The organism is Cytobacillus oceanisediminis (genome assembly GCF_022811925.1).
GTDB lineage: Bacteria > Bacillota > Bacilli > Bacillales > Cytobacillaceae > Cytobacillus > Cytobacillus oceanisediminis_D.
Window position 1 is genome coordinate 3,411,490 of the sequence record NZ_CP065511.1, and the last position, 19,357, is coordinate 3,430,846.

15 protein-coding genes and 1 pseudogene are annotated in these 19,357 nt (G+C 42.1%); 2 read left to right on the forward strand and 14 right to left on the reverse strand.

Annotated elements, in window-relative coordinates; translation table 11 throughout:
* Nucleotides 1–62 precede the first annotated feature (62 nt).
* From IRB79_RS17135 to IRB79_RS17160, 6 genes are all read right to left on the reverse strand, one after another.
* On the reverse strand, nt 63–1,946 hold the full coding sequence (locus IRB79_RS17135; protein WP_243503641.1) for a sigma-54-dependent Fis family transcriptional regulator: 1,884 nt from the start codon (nt 1,944–1,946) through the stop codon (nt 63–65).
* A gap of 199 nt (nt 1,947–2,145) precedes the next feature.
* On the reverse strand, nt 2,146–3,204 hold the full coding sequence (locus IRB79_RS17140; protein WP_243509500.1) for a 2,3-butanediol dehydrogenase: 1,059 nt from the start codon (nt 3,202–3,204) through the stop codon (nt 2,146–2,148).
* Nucleotides 3,205–3,219: 15 nt separating this feature from the next.
* Nucleotides 3,220–4,599 carry a dihydrolipoyl dehydrogenase gene (gene lpdA / locus IRB79_RS17145; RefSeq protein WP_243503642.1) on the reverse strand — a complete coding sequence of 460 codons (1,380 nt, stop codon included), beginning with the start codon at nt 4,597–4,599 and terminating at the stop codon, nt 3,220–3,222.
* A gap of 15 nt (nt 4,600–4,614) precedes the next feature.
* Nucleotides 4,615–5,841 (reverse strand): dihydrolipoamide acetyltransferase family protein, encoded by a 1,227-nt coding sequence (locus IRB79_RS17150; protein ID WP_243503643.1) that lies wholly within the window; start codon nt 5,839–5,841, stop codon nt 4,615–4,617.
* An 18-nt stretch (nt 5,842–5,859) separates the two neighbouring features.
* The gene (locus IRB79_RS17155) at nt 5,860–6,888 is read right to left on the reverse strand and encodes an alpha-ketoacid dehydrogenase subunit beta (protein WP_243503645.1); all 1,029 of its coding nucleotides are present in this window, start codon (nt 6,886–6,888) and stop codon (nt 5,860–5,862) included.
* 64 nt (nt 6,889–6,952) lie between these two features.
* Nucleotides 6,953–7,948, reverse strand: a complete 996-nt coding sequence (locus tag IRB79_RS17160) for a thiamine pyrophosphate-dependent dehydrogenase E1 component subunit alpha (RefSeq protein WP_243503646.1) — start codon at nt 7,946–7,948, stop codon at nt 6,953–6,955.
* Nucleotides 7,949–8,744: 796 nt separating this feature from the next.
* Between IRB79_RS17160 and IRB79_RS17165 the strand changes: the two genes are divergently transcribed.
* Complete coding sequence (locus tag IRB79_RS17165; protein WP_243503648.1) at nt 8,745–9,092, forward strand: hypothetical protein; 348 nt, start codon at nt 8,745–8,747, stop codon at nt 9,090–9,092.
* Between the two features lie 311 nt (nt 9,093–9,403).
* Here the strand turns inward: IRB79_RS17165 and IRB79_RS17170 are convergent.
* The 6 genes and pseudogenes from IRB79_RS17170 to IRB79_RS17195 form a co-directional block, all read right to left on the reverse strand.
* A pseudogene (locus IRB79_RS17170) lies at nt 9,404–10,758 on the reverse strand (IS1182 family transposase).
* 183 nt (nt 10,759–10,941) lie between these two features.
* Nucleotides 10,942–12,045 carry an ABC transporter permease gene (locus IRB79_RS17175; protein ID WP_243503649.1) on the reverse strand — a complete coding sequence of 368 codons (1,104 nt, stop codon included), beginning with the start codon at nt 12,043–12,045 and terminating at the stop codon, nt 10,942–10,944.
* Nucleotides 12,045–13,310 carry an ABC transporter permease gene (locus IRB79_RS17180; RefSeq protein WP_243503650.1) on the reverse strand — a complete coding sequence of 422 codons (1,266 nt, stop codon included), beginning with the start codon at nt 13,308–13,310 and terminating at the stop codon, nt 12,045–12,047. Before IRB79_RS17180 ends, IRB79_RS17175 begins: the two co-directional genes overlap by 1 nt.
* A gap of 13 nt (nt 13,311–13,323) precedes the next feature.
* On the reverse strand, nt 13,324–14,256 hold the full coding sequence (locus IRB79_RS17185) for an ABC transporter ATP-binding protein (protein WP_243503652.1): 933 nt from the start codon (nt 14,254–14,256) through the stop codon (nt 13,324–13,326).
* 117 nt (nt 14,257–14,373) lie between these two features.
* Nucleotides 14,374–15,006 carry a response regulator gene (locus IRB79_RS17190; protein WP_243503653.1) on the reverse strand — a complete coding sequence of 211 codons (633 nt, stop codon included), beginning with the start codon at nt 15,004–15,006 and terminating at the stop codon, nt 14,374–14,376.
* Between the two features lie 242 nt (nt 15,007–15,248).
* The gene (locus IRB79_RS17195) at nt 15,249–16,370 is read right to left on the reverse strand and encodes a sensor histidine kinase (RefSeq protein WP_243503654.1); all 1,122 of its coding nucleotides are present in this window, start codon (nt 16,368–16,370) and stop codon (nt 15,249–15,251) included.
* Between the two features lie 378 nt (nt 16,371–16,748).
* Between IRB79_RS17195 and sigJ the strand changes: the two genes are divergently transcribed.
* Complete coding sequence (gene sigJ, locus IRB79_RS17200; RefSeq protein WP_243509502.1) at nt 16,749–17,618, forward strand: RNA polymerase sigma factor SigJ; 870 nt, start codon at nt 16,749–16,751, stop codon at nt 17,616–17,618.
* Between the two features lie 122 nt (nt 17,619–17,740).
* On the opposite strand, the gene IRB79_RS17205 is transcribed toward sigJ, so the two are convergent.
* Both IRB79_RS17205 and IRB79_RS17210 read right to left on the reverse strand, forming a co-directional pair.
* The gene (locus tag IRB79_RS17205; protein WP_243503655.1) at nt 17,741–18,217 is read right to left on the reverse strand and encodes a carboxymuconolactone decarboxylase family protein; all 477 of its coding nucleotides are present in this window, start codon (nt 18,215–18,217) and stop codon (nt 17,741–17,743) included.
* Nucleotides 18,218–18,902: 685 nt separating this feature from the next.
* Nucleotides 18,903–19,355 carry a hypothetical protein gene (locus IRB79_RS17210; RefSeq protein ID WP_243503656.1) on the reverse strand — a complete coding sequence of 151 codons (453 nt, stop codon included), beginning with the start codon at nt 19,353–19,355 and terminating at the stop codon, nt 18,903–18,905.
* Between the last annotated feature and the right edge of the window lie 2 nt (nt 19,356–19,357).

A 19,357-nucleotide genomic window follows, 5' to 3' on the forward strand; every position in this document is an offset into this window, starting at 1 on the left:
GTCAAAAACGGTTCCCTTACTTTCTTCCCGAAAGCAAAAGAACCGTCCCTAGTTTCCCATACTCACATTCCAAACTTCTTTAGTCTTTTATAAAAGGTACTTCGTGGAATGCCAAGGAATTTTGCTGCTGCTGTTACATTTCCATTTGTCCGTTTTAATGCGTCCAGCATTAAATCTCTTTGTATTTTCTCACGTGCGTTTAATCTTGTTTCTTCCGCGCTGCTTTCTTCAATCGGATACTCTGGAAGGGATGGATGATTCAAGTTTAATAGCTCTAAGGGCTGTTCTAAAGGGTGATGGTCTGAAAGTTGTACAGGAAGCATAATGTGCAGCCTCTCTAGCAGGTTGGTCAGTTCCCTTATATTTCCCGGCCAGTCATAGTCTCTTAAACTAGTCATCAGATCTTGAATGCCCATACTATTTAAGCTCCAATTGTTTCTTCGGCAAATATACTTAATAAGATACGGGATATCTTCTCTTCTATTTCTTAAAGGCGGAACATCAATCGGATATACATTTAACCGGTAATATAGGTCTTCCCGGAATTCTCTCCGTTTTACAAGATCCGTAATGTCACGATGTGTGGCCGTTATAATCCGGATATCCAAAGGTACTTCTTTAGTGCCGCCAATCGGAGTAACTTTCTTTTCCTGTAGGACCCGCAGTAAAGCGACCTGCATCGTATGCGAAATTTCACCAATTTCATCAAGAAAAATCGTTCCCCTTTGAGCCTGTTCAAATTTCCCTTTATACCCTTGACGCTTGGCCCCGGTAAATGCCCCCTCTGCATACCCAAAGAGCTCACTTTCCATAAGGTCTTTAGGAATGGCCCCGCAATTCAAAGAGATGAAAGGACCGTTTTTGCGGGGGCTGTTTTCGTGAATGGCTCTTGCAACCATCTCTTTCCCTGTACCCGTTTCCCCTGAAATGAATACGGTAGCATCGGTTGGAGCTACGAGCTTTACTTTTTGTAACGTTCTTTGAAAAACCTCGCTTATTCCACATTCCCCTTTAAATACAAAGGAGTCTGCTGATCTTGTTGAAGTAGAGAATACGTGTTGATAAGGAGTATTTACTTCTGACAGAAAAAAGCAGATTCCATTCATGCCATTGTCTTCATTTAGATAGAGTGGTATTTCAGCATTAATATGATATCTGTTATGCAGCATTTCCTGCAGATTCATTCCAATGATATGTGGTATTTTCTCACGAATGGGTTTACTTGCGGATATGATTTGTTTGTGTTTATTGCATACAATGAAGAGCTGGCTGCGATGGGACTCAGCTAATTGGGCCGCTTGCTGGATAAGAGTGATTTCTTTGCTGTGGGATCTCTTTATTAAATCTTTTTCAATAGCATAAGCAATCGAAGTAACCATGCCAATCATAAAAGGATGAGATTGATCTACGGGACATGATACATCAATGACACCGAGTAATCCTCCATTGTCATCCAAGATGGGAGTCGCAGAGCAGCTCCATTGATGAGAAGCCACAGAGTAATGCTCAGGGCCCTGAATCATGACGGCTTCTTTGGTTTCCAATGCCGTTCCGATTGCATTTGTCCCGACAGCAGCCTCAGTCCAGCGTACGCCTTCCATAAAGTTAATTCTGCGGGCATCCTTTAATGTTTTATCGTTCCCCAAAAGGGATATTACATATCCATCGGGATCGACCAATAGTGCCATCATGCCTGAACTTTTTATCATCGGATCCATCTTCTTTAAATAAGGGTCAGTCATTTCTATTAGCAGTGAATTTTGAGCTTTCTTATTATGCAGTTCCTTTTCAGTTAATAAATGCATGCCTTTATTTAAATATGGGTTTACTCTTTCTTTTTTACATCGGTACCAGGATTCCAATATTCGTTTGTCTAATCGCGCTTTATCAAGAACACCTTCATGAACAAATCGCTTCCAAGTATCAAAATAAAAAGTTGTATCCATGGAGCCCCCTCAACTAGAAAAGATTTTCCGGCATACATTTTGTTTCATTAGAAAAAGAGCAGCTAGTAGCTGGGTGTTAGCAGGCAATTTTCAAGTTAATTATATTAAATTATGTATCCGCTTTCAATAAACAAGGGTCCCTTATTATGAATATTCAAAAAAATAAACTTCGCGCATAAGCACGAAGCCTGAAATCATCTTATAATGATGGATCTACCAATATTTTAATTTGGTTTTTATTTTTCGTAAGTGCTTCAAACCCTTCAGTAACGATTTGATCAAGGGGAATTTTTTTCGTGATTAACTTTGTTGCTTTAATTTGCCCATTCGCAAGCAATTGAATAACTTGCGGGAAGATGTTTCGATAAGCTATGATACTAGTCATCTTTCTCTCTGTTAGAATAAATTGGTTTACAGGAATGCTGGCAGGCTTTTCCCATATGCTGATATTCACTACATTCCCTTCAGGTTTTGTCGATTCAATTGCGGTATGAATAGCAGCCTCAATTCCAGCTACCTCAAATGCAACATCCACTCCAAGCCCATCAGTAAATTCTTTTACGGCTTGAATAGGGTCTCTTTCTATAGGATCAATGACAAGGTCTGCTCCAGCCTGTTTGGCAAAATCCCTTCTTTCTGGAGAAACCTCGACCGCAAAGATTTTACTTGCACCCGCTGCCTTAGCTGCTTGAATAACCAATAATCCAATTGGCCCTGTACCAATAACAGCGACTGAATCCCCAATTTTCAAGTCACTTTGGCGGACAGCGTGAACGGCAACAGCTGCCGGCTCAACAAGAGCTGCTTGTTCCCAGGTCATATTGTCCGGTATTTTATGAATCATTTTAGATGGCACCACACTGTATTCTGAGAAGCCGCCTACTCCGCCAGAGAGACCTATAAAACCTAATTGTTCACAAACATTATAATGTCCCTTGCGGCAAGAGTGACATGATCCGCAGCTGTAAATCGGCTCTACACACACGCGGTCACCCACTTCTATTCCAGTTACATCTTCCCCAACGGCAGCGACCACCCCGGCAAACTCATGGCCCATGACAATCGGCGCTTTATCCTTTGATATTGGGTGGGGTTCTTCTGCCGGGATAAAAATGGGACCTGCCAAATATTCATGCAGATCTGACCCGCATATGCCACAATATGAAACCTTTATTTTCACCTGATCTTTTTCCGGAGAAGGCTCAGGGATTGTTTCCACACGAATATCTTTTGTATCATACCAAAGAGCAGCCTTCATCATATACCTCCCTTTTTATACATGCACAGCATGACCAACAGCACTTAGCAGCGCTTCATGAACTGCTTCGGAAAGGGTTGGATGTGCAGCGATGAAATTTCCCATCAGGTCTGCTGTCAATTCTGCATGAAGCATGATAGCTCCTTGCCCTATAAGCTCTGTTGCATGGGCTCCCACGATGGAAATACCAAGGATTTCTCCGAATTCCGAATCGATAATGACCTTTACTTTTCCAGCCTGTTCATTGGCGATAAGCGCCTTGCCATTTGCCGAGAATGGAAACTCACCTATTCTGATATCACCATATTGTTCTCTTGCCTGCTTTTCAGTTAAGCCAACACCAGCAATTTCAGGTGATGTGTAAATACAGCGGGGAACAGCGATGGCATGAACCACATCATCCATCCCGCAGGCATTTAAAGCCGCCACTTTTCCTTCATGGAAAGCCATATGGGCAAGCTGAATTCCACCGACTACGTCACCGCATGCATAAATGGAAGGGATGTTTGTTTGCATATGATCATTAACATGGATCCCCTGATTGGAAAAGTTAACCCCTACACCTTCTAAACCCAAGTGATTGACTCTAGGCTTGCGGCCAATGGAAACGAGAACCAGGTCTGCCTGAATTTCATGGAGTCCCTTATCGTCTTTAATGAACGCTTTCTTTCGGGCTGATTCCAGATCCTTGAGAGCGGCAGAAGTGTAAATCGCTGCACCGTCTTCTTCAAGCTGTTTATGTAAGACACCAGCGATATCCTCATCTTCGCCTGGAAGGAGCTGACCCGCCATCTCGACAATGGTCACTTTTGTACCCATTCTGCTGAAAATACTGGCAAACTCACAGCCTATTACACCACCGCCGACAATCAGCAGCGAGGATGGAATCGACTGAAGCGACATTGCCTGGCCGCTATGAATAACCCATTCTCCATCAAAGGGAGCGAAGGGCAATGGGGCAGGTTCGGAACCTGCCGCTATGATTATTTTATCTCCCTTTATCTCTTGCTGATTTCCATTGCTCACAACCTGCAGAACTTGACTTGTCTTGAAAGAGGCCGTTCCTTTAATTACCTTCACTTTATTTTTCTTCATTAAATATTGAATTCCTTGAACAAGAGTTGAAACGATCCTGTTTTTACGATCCTGGACTGCATCCCAATCAATTTCTATTTGCCCAGATGGCAGACGAATCCCAAACTTATTGGCATGATATAGCTGACTGTACACTTCAGCACTTTCTAACAGAGATTTTGTTGGCATACAGCCTTCATTTAAACATGTTCCTCCAAGAGGCCCTTGGTCAATAATGGTAACTTCCTGTCCCTGCTGGGCAGCAGTAATGGCAGCTACATATCCAGCAGGTCCACCTCCAATAATTGCGATCGATCCCAAAGCATTCCCTTCTTTCTATAAAAGCATCGTAACCGGCTCTTCCAAAAATTGTTTGACTGTTTGTAAAAACGCTGCAGCCGGGGCTCCATCAAGGACACGGTGGTCAAACGTCAGACTGAGAGGCAGGATGCTTCTTTTTTCTATTGTTTCCCCCTTAAAAACCGGAGTATCATAGACAGCGCCGACCCCAAGAATCCCTGATTCTGGCGGATTTAAGATTGGGGTAAAATGCTCAATTCCGTAAGAGCCAAGATTACTGATTGTAAATGTAGATCCCTGCATCTCTTCGCTGCTCAGCTGCCCACCTCTTGCCTTTTGTGCCAAAGTTTTAATGCTACTTGACAATTCAATGAGCGAACACTTTTCAGAATGGCGAATAACTGGAACAACTAAGCCCTTATCAATAGCAACTGCCATTCCAAGATGCACATGCTTAAATAAATGGATTGTTTCATTGATATAGGCACTATTCATATGCGGATGCTGCTGAAGCGAAAGCACCACTGCCCGAGCGATAAAGTCAGTCACCGTCAGTTTATTCTCATAACGGTTTTGGACCGTTTCGGCTGTTTGCTTCTGCAATGAGATTAATTCCGTTACATCCACCTTCATGTTCATCGTCAGCTGTGCGGTCTGCTGCAGGCTATCATGCATTCTGCCTGCAATAACCTTTCGAATGCCAGAAACCTTCATTTCCTGAGCCTGTTCAGATGATTCCAAGACGGATGTGTCCATTTGCTTCTCTTCTGCCTTTTGCACACGGGATTGTTTCATAGCTTCCTGGACATCTTCCTTTGTAATTCTTCCTCCAGGTCCTGTGCCCTGGATTTCACTAATATTGATGCCGCCTGCTTCTGCCATTTTTCTGGCTACTGGAGAGATTTTTACGCGGTCTCCACCGGTTTTCACCTGCTTGCTCTTCACTGGTGTTTCTTTTACTGGAGATTCATCTGCTGTAGGCTCCTCAGTTTGTACAGAGTCACTCACCGGAGCAATTTTTTCACCAGGATGGCCGATATAACAAATAACAGCTCCTGGCGGGACTCCTTCCCCTTCAGGAACGGCAATTTCCAATAATGTTCCTTCTGCTGGAGATTCTACATCAATTTCAATTTTTTCCGAGCTGACACTTGCAATCGGTTCTCCTTTTCCAACCCGATCCCCGACCTGCTTGTTCCATATGGATACCGTTCCTTCCTTCATGGCCATTCCCAATTTTGGCATTACAACTTCTACTGACATGGTTATCCCGCCTTCCCATTACACTTCAAGAGGTGTTCCTAATAACTCCGATACCACTTTCACCACTCGTTCTGCTTTTGGCAGATAAAGATCCTCAAGCGGCGGAGAGAATGGTACGGGAGTATGAGGAGCTGTGATCCGTTTGATTGGTGCATCAAGGTGATCGAATCCTTTGTCAGCCACCAGTGCGGCTATATCTGTCGCTATACTGCACCTAGGATTCGCTTCATCAATCACAATGAGTCTATTTGTCTTTTCTACTGATGAAAGAATCGTTTCTTCATCCAATGGCGAAAGGCTCCGCGGATCGACAACTTCAATTTCAATTCCTTTTTGAGAAAGCTGTTCCGCAGCCTCCAATGCGGTATGAACCTGCTTCCCTATGGCTACAACCGTCACGTCCGAACCTTCCCTTTTAATATCTGCTTTGCCGATTGGAATCGTATAATAGCCTTCCGGGACATCACCTGTTAAGTTATAGAGGGTCTTGTCTTCAAAAAAGATGACAGGGTCATTATCCTCGATTGCTGCAAGCAATAATCCCTTTGCTTCATATGGGGTTGATGGAACGACCACTTTCACACCAGGGATTGCAGTAAATAGTGCATATAAACTTTGAGAATGCTGGGCAGCGGCTCTAAATCCTGCGCCATGCATCGTTCTGATTGTGACCGGAACCTGGGCCTTACCGCCAAACATGTAACGGAATTTTGCACCCTGATTTAAAACCTCGTCCAAGCAGCTTCCGATAAAATCATTAAACATTAATTCGGCAATGGGACGCAGTCCGGTAGATGCAGCAGCCATTGCAGCTCCCATATATCCCGCTTCCGTAATCGGTGTATCTAAAATCCGCTCCCGCCCAAACTCCTGGACAAGACCTTTCGTGACCCCAAGCACACCGCCCCATGCATCTTCATCCTGCAAGTGGTCCACCTGAGCTCCGCCGGCAACATCCTCACCCATTAGAATGACATTCTCATCCTTGCGCATCGCTAGTTTCATAGCCTCATTGATGGCCCCTGACATACTTAACTTTCTTGTCATGAAAGACTCCTCCTTTTATTTAAAGTGTCCTTTAGTCAAAACATTGTCTTGTATACTCTTAAAACTAATAAGAGACGTATACGTCCGTTAACAGCTCGGATGTATTCGGATATGGACTTTCTTCACTGAACTTTACAGCCTGGTTCACTGCTGCCTCAACAGATTTTTCAATTGACTCGACTTCACTTTCAGCAAGCAGCTGCTCATTTAACAGATGCTTTCTAAAGAGGAGAATGGCGTCTTTGTCCTGCTTATGCTCTGCTTTTTCCTGATCTGCTTTGTAGGTTTGGGCGTCCCCTTCAAAATGGCCATAATTCCGGTATGTCACACATTCAATCAGTGTCGGACCTTCCCCGCGTCTTGCCCGCTGAACAGCTTCTTCGGCAGCCTGGTAGACAGCCAGAACATCCTTCCCATCCACCTTGATGCCAGGAATATTGTAGGCAATTGCCCGGTCCACAATGGACTTACAGCTCGATGCATACGAAAATGGCGTCGCTTCCGCATATCCATTGTTTTCAGCAACGAAGACAACCGGAAGCTTCCAGATCGCAGCCAGATTAATTCCCTCATGGAAGGTCCCATGGTTTTGGGCACCGTCACCAAAGAAGCAAACGCTTACATTATCAGTCTTTTTATACTTGGCTGTTAGTGCTGAACCACAGGCGAGCGGAAATCCTCCACCTACAATTCCATTGGCTCCAAGCATGCCTTTATCAAAGTCGGCAATATGCATGGAACCTCCCTTGCCTTTACATAGCCCTGTGACTTTTCCATAAATTTCAGCCATCATACCATCCAAATCACAGCCTTTAGCAATGCAGTGCCCATGTCCGCGATGGGTGCTTGTTATGCTGTCCTTGTCATTTAAATGCGCACAAACCCCAACAGCGACCGCTTCCTCACCTGCATATAAATGAACAAATCCTGGCAGGATTCCTTTTGCAAACTGCTCATGAACTCGATCCTCAAACTGACGGATCTCAACCATTTTTTGATACATCCACTGGGCTTTCTCCTTTGATAAAGCTACATCTTTACTGCTTTCCAATGCTTTCATTCTTTCAGCCTCCTTGGAAAAATAGATTTCAACTAAATCAGTTGCAAGAACCGTGCCAAGATAGTAAGCCGCTAAATCCAGCAATTTTGTATAAGTTTACTCAAAAAAAAATAGACAAAACGAGACAGTGTCTCGATTTGTCTACTTATGTTTCTATTAAAAAGGTTTTCTATTTTGCAAACGGAAGAAGCCAGCCAGCTTACCTCCTGCCTCGTTCACCCAAATTAATCCCTATCCCCATATATATAACTGCAATCAGCAGCATCAACGAAACCGGCAGCAAAATACCACCCCAGCCTGCACCAAATAGAGCAGCAACCATCATGGCTTCGAGTCTAAAAAGCCTCTTTAATAATAAAGAGGACGATTGTTTATTGCGGATAAATAGAAGTCTAAATAAAATTACCGATAAGGGATCTGATAAAAATAAAAATAGAATTGATACTTTTCTATAATGTTGAATAGTTTGGATGCATATAAACCCGTTTAACCTGGACAAACTACCTGCACGAGCAAGGCCAGTCCTCCACAAACCACATCCAACAAGATCAGGTCCTTGCTCGCATGCTGATGAGATGATTGCATGTTCAACTGGATTGATAAATATACTTTTTCGAATATATATTTTGTAGTTGCTCTGCTATTTATTCTTATTTCTCTTTAGCTTTAGCAGTTGCTTTTGTTTATAGAGCTTAGAAAAAAAGTAAATGAAACTGCTTAAATATTTACTAAAATAAAACATTTCACCTTTGATATTTTTGGTATAATTTAGTAATAAAATTCAAAGGTGGTTAATATGAACTATTTTTTAAGTTTTGTTCTAGCTGTATCTCTTACTTCTTTGTCTTATTTTTTCGGCAGTATCATTACTAAGAATGCCATTTCTGTTTTAGCAGCATTCATAATTGGAACTTCAGTGGTATCTTTAGGATCCATTACGGAAGCATTAGGTGCCCCCATCTGGTTAATTGTGTTAATACCTTTTCCTGTTGGGATGTTTCTGCTCTATCTTTTTATGAAAAAACCTTTGACTATTTGGTTTCTTACCTATATAACAACATTAGCTTTGTATTCTGTCATTCACGTAATAATGAGTTACTTTTTTAATTTCCACTCATTAATTCCTGCTTGGAAATTGTCTTAATTTAATTTTACGGGGATCCTCTTAAGGGATTCCCTGAAACCACCGTCATCAAAGTCATGAATTGGTGCACAAGGAAAGCTAAGATGCAGCCTCCTTGGAAAATTTATTTCATCTACTTTTTTCGTGCCAAAAAAAGAAGTCAATTCTGTGTAAAAACGTTCAAAAAAATAGACAAAACGAGACATTGTCTCTTTTTGTCTCAGTTTGTAGACAAAAGGGGTTCGGAATAGTCTCATTCCGAACCTCTTTTTTGATTTTTTATTGGATTTGAAGGGATTTTAGAGAATTCTAGACCTCTCCGAGGTCATCATTTAGGCCATTTCTGGACTTTGCCAAGTCCAGTTGGCCATCTTCTTCAAATTCATGGCAGCGAAAGTAAGCATCGCCTGCATCGACAATTTTTTAAGTCCCCTTAGGGTTGTCCAACGCATGCCATGCTTTTCTTTTGCATCTGCGAATACACGTTCAATTGTTTCTTTGCGTTTCTCATAGATCGGTTTGACGTCTTGATGGTGACGAAGGTGATCTGCTTCTTCCACGTGTTCCTCCCACACATGTCGTTGAATCAGTTTTTGATGTGCTTGACTCTGTGTGCATTGAGACAAGAAAGGGCATCCAGCACAAATTCGCGGATCTGATTTATATTGACGATACCCTTCCTTTGTAGTCGTTGTATATTTTAATATCTCACCAGCTGGGCAAATGTAACAGTCAAAATGCTCGTCATAAACATACTCATGTTTTCTGAAGTAACCCTCTTTTGTGCGAGGTCGTGTGTAAGGTAAAGCAGGTGTGATATCGTTTTTCAATAAGTAGCTCGTGATGGCAGGTGTTTTATAAGCGTCGTCTGCAACAGCTTCTGGTTTACTAACTTTCTCGATGACTTGTTCAACCAATGGCTCTAAAATATGACTATCATGCGTGTTACCCGGGGTTACAATTGTGCCTAGCACGAAGCCGTTGCGGTCTGCGGCCGCATGGAAAGAATAGGCGAACTGTTTTGTACGCTCATCTTTTACATAGTAGCCACTCTCTGGGTCCGTTGTACTCTCCTTAATTTCTTTGTATTCTTCCTTATCAAACTTATCTGGTGGAAACGGCTTTTTTCCATGATCCTCACGGTCTTGGTTAATCTCCTCTTGAAGGCGTTCTTGATAGGCACGTGTTTCTTTTCGAACAACTTTCTTTTCAAATTTGCGCTTATTTGCACTCGCTTTTACATGCGTAGAATCTACAAAAACGTGTTCAGCACTAATTAAATTCTTTTCAGTTGCAGTTTTTAAGATTCGGTAAAATATCTGTTCAAAGAGATCGGTGTTTTTAAATCGGCGCTCATAGTTTTACCGAAAGTTGAGAAGTGAGGAACTTTATCGTGGAAACCATAGCCTAAAAACCATCGATAAGCCATATTCGTTTTCAATTCTTCAATTGTTTGACGCATGGAGCGAATACCGAAGGTATATTGAATAAATGAGAGTTTAATTAATATTACAGGGTCAATACTTGGGCGCCCTACCTCTGAATACATATCTTTTACCAAGTCATAGATGAATGAGAAATCAATCGCAGCCTCAATTTTGCGAACCAAATGGTCCGCTGGTACAAGTTCGTCTAAAGCAATCATTTCAATTTGATCCCGTTGAATTGGATTATGTTTTGAAAGCATTTTACTCACCTCAAGCATTGTATTACTTCTATTTTAAAATAAAAAAGACTGAAGACAAGCACGATTTTCATCGAGTTTGTCGACAGTCTGAGACAAAACGAGACATTGTCTCTTTTTGTCTATTTTTATTTCTTTTAATAAGGAAGAGAGCTAAAGGGTAAATGAAAGAACCTAGCCTATGCCTTACCTCCTACCACGTTCTCCTAAATTTATCCCAATCCCCATATAAATAACAGCAATTAACATCATTAACGAAACCGGCAGCAGAATCTCACTCCAGCCTGCACCAAAGAGAGCAGCATCCATCATAGCCTCAACCGCATAACCCATTGGGAACAGGTCAGCAAAAAAGGTGAATACCGGATTATCCATTACACCCGGCGGTACATATACACCGCTGATAATCGGGATCAGCGGAATAACAGATGGATAAACCATATTGAATTTTTCCGGCGTTTTGGTAAAGCCGGCAACAAGCATAGCCAGGCTTACACTGCTTAATGTAAAGACGGCGGCTATCGTCAGAATGATTGAAAGCGGCCCTATTTCATAGTTCATGACATATTCGAATATCAGAAAAACAGCGGCCATTTGAAAAAATCCAATGAAAAAACTATACAGTAAATGACCGGTATACATATTTGTTTTACTTACTGGGGAAAGATTCAAACGGTTCCAAACCCCGCTAACTTTATCCGCATTAATGCCATTAACCTTAAATCCAATGGTGAACATGGCAATAAACAGGGTAAAGCCAAACAGGAGCTGGGTCCCCATATTATGGCTAGTCAATTCTCCGCCATTCACGCTTTTGGTGTTAACGGTCAGGGGCGGTTTTTCCAGGTAGCGATCGATTTCTTCTCTTAATTCAGCTGTATTTGCTGAGCCTGCGATCGCCTGAAGCTGTGCTTCCTCCGTAAATACTTTATGAACCTCCTGCTCGATCAGCTGAATGTTGGGCATATCTGATGCGGTTATTAAGCGATAATCCTGTTCCATTAATAGAATGGCAACATCCCTTTTCCCCTCTCTAACCTGTTCACGTGCTTCCCCTTCTTCTGATATAACATATTCAGTATTTTCATTATCCTTATTTAATAACTTTACCCATTTTTGTTCAATCTCCTCTGCATTTGGCCCGGAGGCAAACACAGAAACAGTGGTATTCGTCTGCCAGGCTGAGTTTCCGAAAATGAGCGTAGCTAAGATGCTCAGGCCAATAAATGTCAGGATTAGGAGCGGCTTTCGTTTGTCCTTTAGAAATTGCGCGTAAAACACTGGATACATCAGCTTCGCCCCCTTTTTGGAAAGATTAACACACTGATGGCAAAACAAATAATAAAAACACCCATAAGAAAAGTAATCGGGAATAGCAAGTCATTGAAATGGCTATATTGAACCCATTCAATAAGGGCTGTCTGTGTCAGGCCATTTGGTGTCCATTCGCCGATTTTTTGAATAGGCTCCGGAAGTCCTTCCAGCGGGAAGAAGCTTCCGCCCAGAACGCCAAACCCCATAATGACCAGGGTAGATATACCACTTGCTGCGTTAGTGTCGCTTAAATGGAGTGTAAGAGCCGTAAATAAAGCGGAAAGTCCCCCTACCGTTAAGGCAAATGCGATCAGGACAACCATTAATCCAGCCCAAAACGTGAATGATTTATCCGGAAATACATCTAACAGCAATTGAACAACCGTCAGGGTAATCGCGAATTGCAGAATGGCGAGAATAAAAGCTGATACCGTTTTCCCAATTAAGAAGGACAACGGATGGCTATTCGTTAATAAAATCCGGTTGAACACCTGCTCCCGCTTTTCTGTCATCGTTTTTAACGAAACCGTTTGAGCCATAAATAAGGCAAAAAGAGTGCCAATTGCGATCGTGAAATATTGGGAAATGGTATACGCATCAGCACCATCATCCCCTTCAACCACTTCCTTGCCTCCCTTTGGCAAAATGGGTTCTGCTGTGGCCTGGACTCCTTTACTCCCAAGGGCAAACTGCGTATTTACCGTATTTACAAAGGTATGGACGACCTCTTGAAGGGTGCTGACCTCTGCCGATTCCTCCTCGGCTAAAATGGTTACGGACCCCTGAGATGTTTCCCCTAATAGAACACCGGATAACGATTCAAACGTAAACCCTTCTGGAATTTTAATAATCGCATCCAGTTCCCCGTTTTTCACTTGTTCCGCTGCTTCCTGTTCACTGAAGTCCTTTACATTCACCCATTCCTTCAAATCAGAGCTGTTCAGAAAATCATGAATAAGCTTTACAGGATCAAGCTGATCTGCTCCTGCAAGTACTGCACTTTTTTCTTCAGGTGATAACCCCTTTGCTTCCACAGCAGCTGCAAATTGTCCCTTCCCCTTCTTCACATCATCCTCCTGCACCACTGAAATATCTATTTGCATCGCTTTTTCATCCTTAAAAAGGCCTGAAAAGGCAAAATTCAAGATCACAATGATCAGGATGGGGAGCAATAATGCCATTAAGATCTCTTTGCGGTCTCTCCAGAAAACCAGAAGATCTTTTTTTATAAAAGCACCCATTTTTCACCTCTCCTTAATCCCGCAATGTTTTACCTGTAAGGTGCAGAAAGACGTCCTCCAGGCTTGGAATTTCTACTTGATAGTTCATGATTTGAATGCCTTCTTTTTCAGCAGCGTGCACAAGGCTGCTTAAAAGATGATGATTCTTTTTCGCCAGAATGCGAAGGCCCTCACTCGTTTGTTCCACTTGAAGAACATCCGGCAATGTTTTAATTTTATCCGTGAATGCTTCACTTCTCTTGCTGAGCTGAACCACGATGGTATCTTCACTGGATAAAATACTCAGCAATTCTTCCTTGCTCCCAGTAGCAATAATTTTTCCATGGTCCATGACGTAGACCCTATTGCATAATTGCTCGACTTCCTCCATGTAATGGCTCGTATACAGGACGGTAGTGCCTTGGGTTTGATTTAATTCCCGAACAGTTTCTAATATATGGTTTCGTGACTGGGGGTCAATGCCGACAGTCGGTTCATCGAGTATGAGGATTTTCGGATTATGAAGCAGCGCAGCAGCGATGTTGATTCTTCGTTTCATTCCGCCTGAAAAGGTTTTAATCAGCTCCTTTTGGCGATCCTTTAAGCCGACCATATCCAGCACTTCCTGAATACGGACTTCCAGGGTCTCTTTCTCCACCCGGTAGGCTTTTCCGAAAAACTTCAGGTTTTCATACGCTGATAACTCCTCGTATAAAGCGATTTCCTGAGGTACTACTCCCAGAACTTTTCGAAGATCTGAAGGGTTTTGGATCGTGCTTTTCCCATCAAGCTTCACATCCCCGGAAGTCGGCTTAATGAGGGATGCAATCATGGAAATCGTTGTTGATTTACCCGCACCATTCGGCCCCAGCAGGCCGACTGATTCGCCTGCATGCAAGTATAGGTTAATTTCATCCACCACTTTTTTATCTTTAAAGCTTTTCGTCAGTTTTACGGTTTCGAGCATGGTTCCACACTCCTTTATTTAGTTGATAGGTTCAGGATATAAAAAAGGAAACAGCATCACTACTGTCTCCCGTCACGAGATATGTATTTCACCATTACTTTCATCATTTTATCTGATTTAGACAAGGTTATGGCGGATGGCATAGATGGCGAGCTGTGTCCGGTCTCTTAAATCCAGCTTCGTCAAAATCTGGCTGGTATTATTTTTTACGGTGCCTGTGGAAATGGCAAGCCGTTCTGCGATTTCGTTATTGCTGAGCCCTTCTCCAATGCATTTTAGGATGGCCCGTTCCCTGGGTGTTAGGGAAGGATCCGGTTTCTTGGTGTCCTGCTGTTTCATTAACTGGGGAACGACCTTTGCAGCCACCCCTTCTTCTATGGATAACCCGCCCTTAAGTGCGCTTCGGATCGAACGGAGCAGCGAATCCGTGTCACCGTTTTTTAGAATGTAGCCGCTCACGCCTATTCGAAGGGCCTCCATGACATAATCATCGTCATCAAAGGTAGTCAGCATTAAGATCTTTGTTTGGGGCCAGCGGGATTGGATGATCTTTGCCGCTTTTAGTCCATCCATTACAGGCATACGGATATCAAGAATGGCAATGTCAAATTGCATTTTTTCACAAAGGGCTATGGCTTCTTTGCCGTTATCTGTTTCGCCTGTGACTTTGAATTCAGGTTCGGTTTCAATCATCATTTTTAAGCCCTGTCTTACCATTACCTGGTCTTCTGCCAGGAGTATTCGAATCATGGTTATCACCTGCACACGATAATTTTTGACTTTTTCTTAACTATTGGTATAAGTGCTTTTGAATGGAGCCCGTTGATTTCCGCTGCAGGCACTCGCTTTCCGTGGGGCTACCGGGAGCCTCCTCGCCGCTGCGCGTCTGCGGGGTCTCCCCTGGTTCGCTACTCCCACAGGAGTCTCGCACCTTCCGCTTCAATCAACTCAGTGATAATACTTAAATAAGCGCTCAAAAGCCTTTACGAGAATTACCTTATTTTAATGAATCCGTTAACTATGAAATGTCCTTCAGTTTGGTACACCTTCATTCCACCATTATGTTTCTCTAACCGCTCTCGCATTTGGCTTAGTCCAAAGCCTTCCTGGTAGCCATCCGTTCCAGTAGCCGGGTTCCGAATTTCGAATCGGAATATTCTGCCGCCTGGTGCTTCGAAGGTGATTTCTGCTTCTTTCGCATCACTATGCTTCATGATATTGGTTAATGCTTCCTGTACTGATCTGTAGATTACAAAGGATTGTTCACCAGTCAACGGAGCAGAAAAGGCACCGTATTTTACGGAGAAATGAATGTGCATCATATTTTCCAGTTCGAGCCTGCGAATTAACCGCAGGATGCCTGGAAGCCCGCCGGTGTCGTTTGCCTTAAGAGATTTTACGGCCCTGCGTGTTTCGTTGAGGCTTTCGTTAGCCAGTTCCTTTAATGATTCTACTCTTTCCTGTTCGTTTTCAGAGGTTTGCAGACGAAACATTTCCAGCTGCATGATAAGGGCGGTCAGCTTATGACCAACTGAATCATGGATTTCATGGGCAATCAGGACTCGCTCCTCTTGCCTGGCAAGCTCCTCCTCTGACACAGCTCGCCGTTTTAAATCGCGAAATTCACTGAAAATAGCCTCGTGGCGTGCTTCAAGATCCATTAGATGTTCCTTGGTTTTTTTAAAATGGATGAGAGCAATCAAAAGGAATATGATATATACAGTTATGAAAGTCTGAAGGAACCCGCCCAGATTACTGTATAAAGTGGTGAACCCTAATGCGAATGCACCAATTGCCCCATTCACTATACTGTATCGAAACGGAAGCCGATAAAAGCCCTCAGCGATTAGAAGGGAAAGGATGAGAATAAGAAAGGGATTAAACTGATCATTGTAGGGAAATAGGGTTGCTACTGCAATAACCGTTTTAGTACCTAATATGAAAAATAAAACAATGGGCTTTTTCTCGATCAATGGAACGAGAAAAAAGAGCAGGAAGTAAAATGTTACCCCAAAAAGGTAAAATGGTAATTGATTTATGGGAAGGTTAAGATAAGCAATAGCAAAAGGCCAAACAACCATATTTAATAGGATCCAAAGCCAGTAGGATTTCATATTATGACCCCATTTCTTTAGGGTTTACAACTGTAAATTTTATCATTTAATAACCAAATTAACCATATTTTGTTCTTACAAGCAATGTGGTTCAGATATAATATATATAAATTCCAAGTCTTATAGTAAATTCACCTGTTTTTGAAAAAGTAGCCCTTCATTTACTGCTATATATTTACTAGAATGCGGTATTTCAACTCCTCAGCCGTTTATAGTTAGTAAGAAAACAAAATCTTCCTAAGCCATCACATTAAGTACCACGAGTTATGTTTCAGGAGCACCTCTGCTATTTGTCACAAAAACTCTCCTTACCTCGTTTTATTTTTGTAGCCTATGCTTTAAATCAGCATTTGGCACAATAAGATTGGAAGTGAAATGATGCAGGAAATGTACATGCAATATAAAGGATTGCTGTTTAAGCTCGCCTATCAATTGACAGGATCTGCCTCTGATGCAGAGGATGTTGTGCATGATGTGTTTTTGAAATTATATGATGTTCCGAAGGAGAAGCTATCCGAGCCTAAAGCTTATCTTTGTAAAATGGTCACAAATCGATGTTATGATTTACAAAAATCAGCGCGCAAAAAACGGGAGCAGTATTTTGGAGAGTGGCTTCCAGAGCCCCTGTTTCATTCGAGTTCGAGTGATGATTCCATCGATTCAGTCGAGCGGTGTGATTTATTGTCTTATGCGATGATTGTACTGCTTGAACGGCTTACACCAACGGAGCGTGTTGTTTTTGTCCTGCGTGAGGCACTCGGCTTTGACTATGAAGAAATTGCTGAGCTCATGGAAAAAAGCACGGTGAATTGCCGTAAACTGTTCAGTCGTGCCCGTGCAAAAATGGGGATTACCTCTGAAGAGCTTGTTCATACTGAAACAGCCCCTAATGAACTGATTACTGACTTTCTGGCAGCACTCAAACAGGGGAACATGAAGCGTATGGTATCTATGCTGGATCCTAATGTTATACTGGTCTCTGATGGTGGAGGAAAAGCAAAGGCTGCTATTTTTCCAATTAAAACGAGTGATCGCGTTGTACGCTTTCTTCTCGGCGTTTTACGCAAAGCATCAACGTTTGAGGGAATTCCACAAATTGAAATCAGTCAAATTAACGAACAGCCTGCTTTTATACAACGTTCTAATGATGGCATTCATACGGTGGGAATCATTCATACAGAGGGAAATTTGATCCGGAACATATACATTGTCCGAAACCCAGACAAACTGAAGCATACAGGAGTATAAACATAGATTTCATTCGGGTTCTATTTATACGGAGACCGATAAGATGGTTGCTTCCATCTTACCGGTCTTTTTTTGTACGGCTTAAACTGCAGAAGCCCATGATAATTACGGGTTTATACCGCTCATAGTCCAGCTTTAGTCAATCCAAAAGCTGCGTCAGCAGAACCCGGTACCGTTTTGAAAGCTATGCTGATACGGTTCCAGGCATTGATTGCCATGATGGAGAAGGTAAGATCTGATAGTTCTTTTTCTGATAGCTGCTCACGAACACTGTCATAAATGTCATTAGGAACACCGTGTGCAGGCAGCTTAGTCAAAATCTCAGTCCATTCAAGCGCTGCTCGTTCGCGTGGGCTAAACAGAGTGGATTCGCGCCAAATCGGGATATGATAAAGGCGAAGCTCACCCTCGCCATGGATCTTTGCCTGCTTGATATGCATATCCACGCAAAATGCACATCCATTCATTTGTGAAGCTCTAATGTGAACGAGATGAATGATTTTCTCCTCAATTGAACTTTCCTTCTCCACATTGCTCAGTGCAATCATCTTGTTGAAAAATTCTGGTGAATGTTGCATGTAATTAATACGTTGTGTCATATTGTTGTACCCCTTTTCTTTTTTTGATTGATTTTCTACTGGCGTATTAAATAGGTCATAAAAAATTGGCCCATTCGTTACGCCTCAAGACTAAAGGTAACTTATTAATTCTAGCTTTCGGGAGTTACTATTTCGCTCACTACCTTGCCATCTTTCACCTCCCTCTCTTAATCTCGCTCATATATATAACGATGGTGGAATTCTTTTTGTGACATCCTGACTACCATACAACCTAAGACATGAATTATAGTCACTAAGATTCAAGCTAAATACAAAACGGTTCTTTTACTTTCCTTACGAAAGCAAAAGAACCGTCCTATTTATCATATGCTTACATTCCAAACTTCTTCAACCTTAAATATTCATATACCCGGACTGCAAATCACTGAGAAACTTATCTTTTCTCCTAGACGATTACTTATATATTCGATCCATCTGAAAAGACCTTATACAATTTTCAGTTAGGTCATATAGTAATATATAATAAAGCCCTCTTCATATAATATTTTAATTGGTTAAGAAGTAGCGTTTATAGAAAAAAATCCCATAACCCATATCTTTTTCCCCATGTTATAATATGCAGTTGGATTATGCATTTTTTGTAAAAAATTGTAGTTTTTGCTGAAAGAATCGAGTGTTCTCTTTTTTTTCATTAAATCACAAAAAGTTACGATGAATCATAGTTTTAAAACGGCACCGCTATAGAATCCGCATAAATATAGGTAAGTAAATCAACCTCATATTCAGTGTAATTTGGATCAAGTTGGTTTCCATCCCAGCGTCTTCCGAATACTTCTTCAACGAGAATCTCCATTCCGCCTTCTGCATATTCTTCGATACGTTTTCTTGCTTTTCGCGGGAAGTCATATTCTTCGAATGCCTCAATGTTTTTGCCTAATTCTTCATCGCTAAGAATGATGGAATAGACCGTAGCTTTTTGTTTAACTTTTAGATAATTCGTTCTAAGTTCACGGCCACGTTCGCCTACTGAAGCTTTGCGGTTCTTCTTGAAACCAATGCTGGCACATAGCAAAAAGAGATCCTGGTATTTTACTTCAAATTTCGTGTTGAAGTGAAAATAGATTTCTTCATACTTCTTACTTGTATAGACCAATGCCTGATCAGCTAAAAAGTCCATTG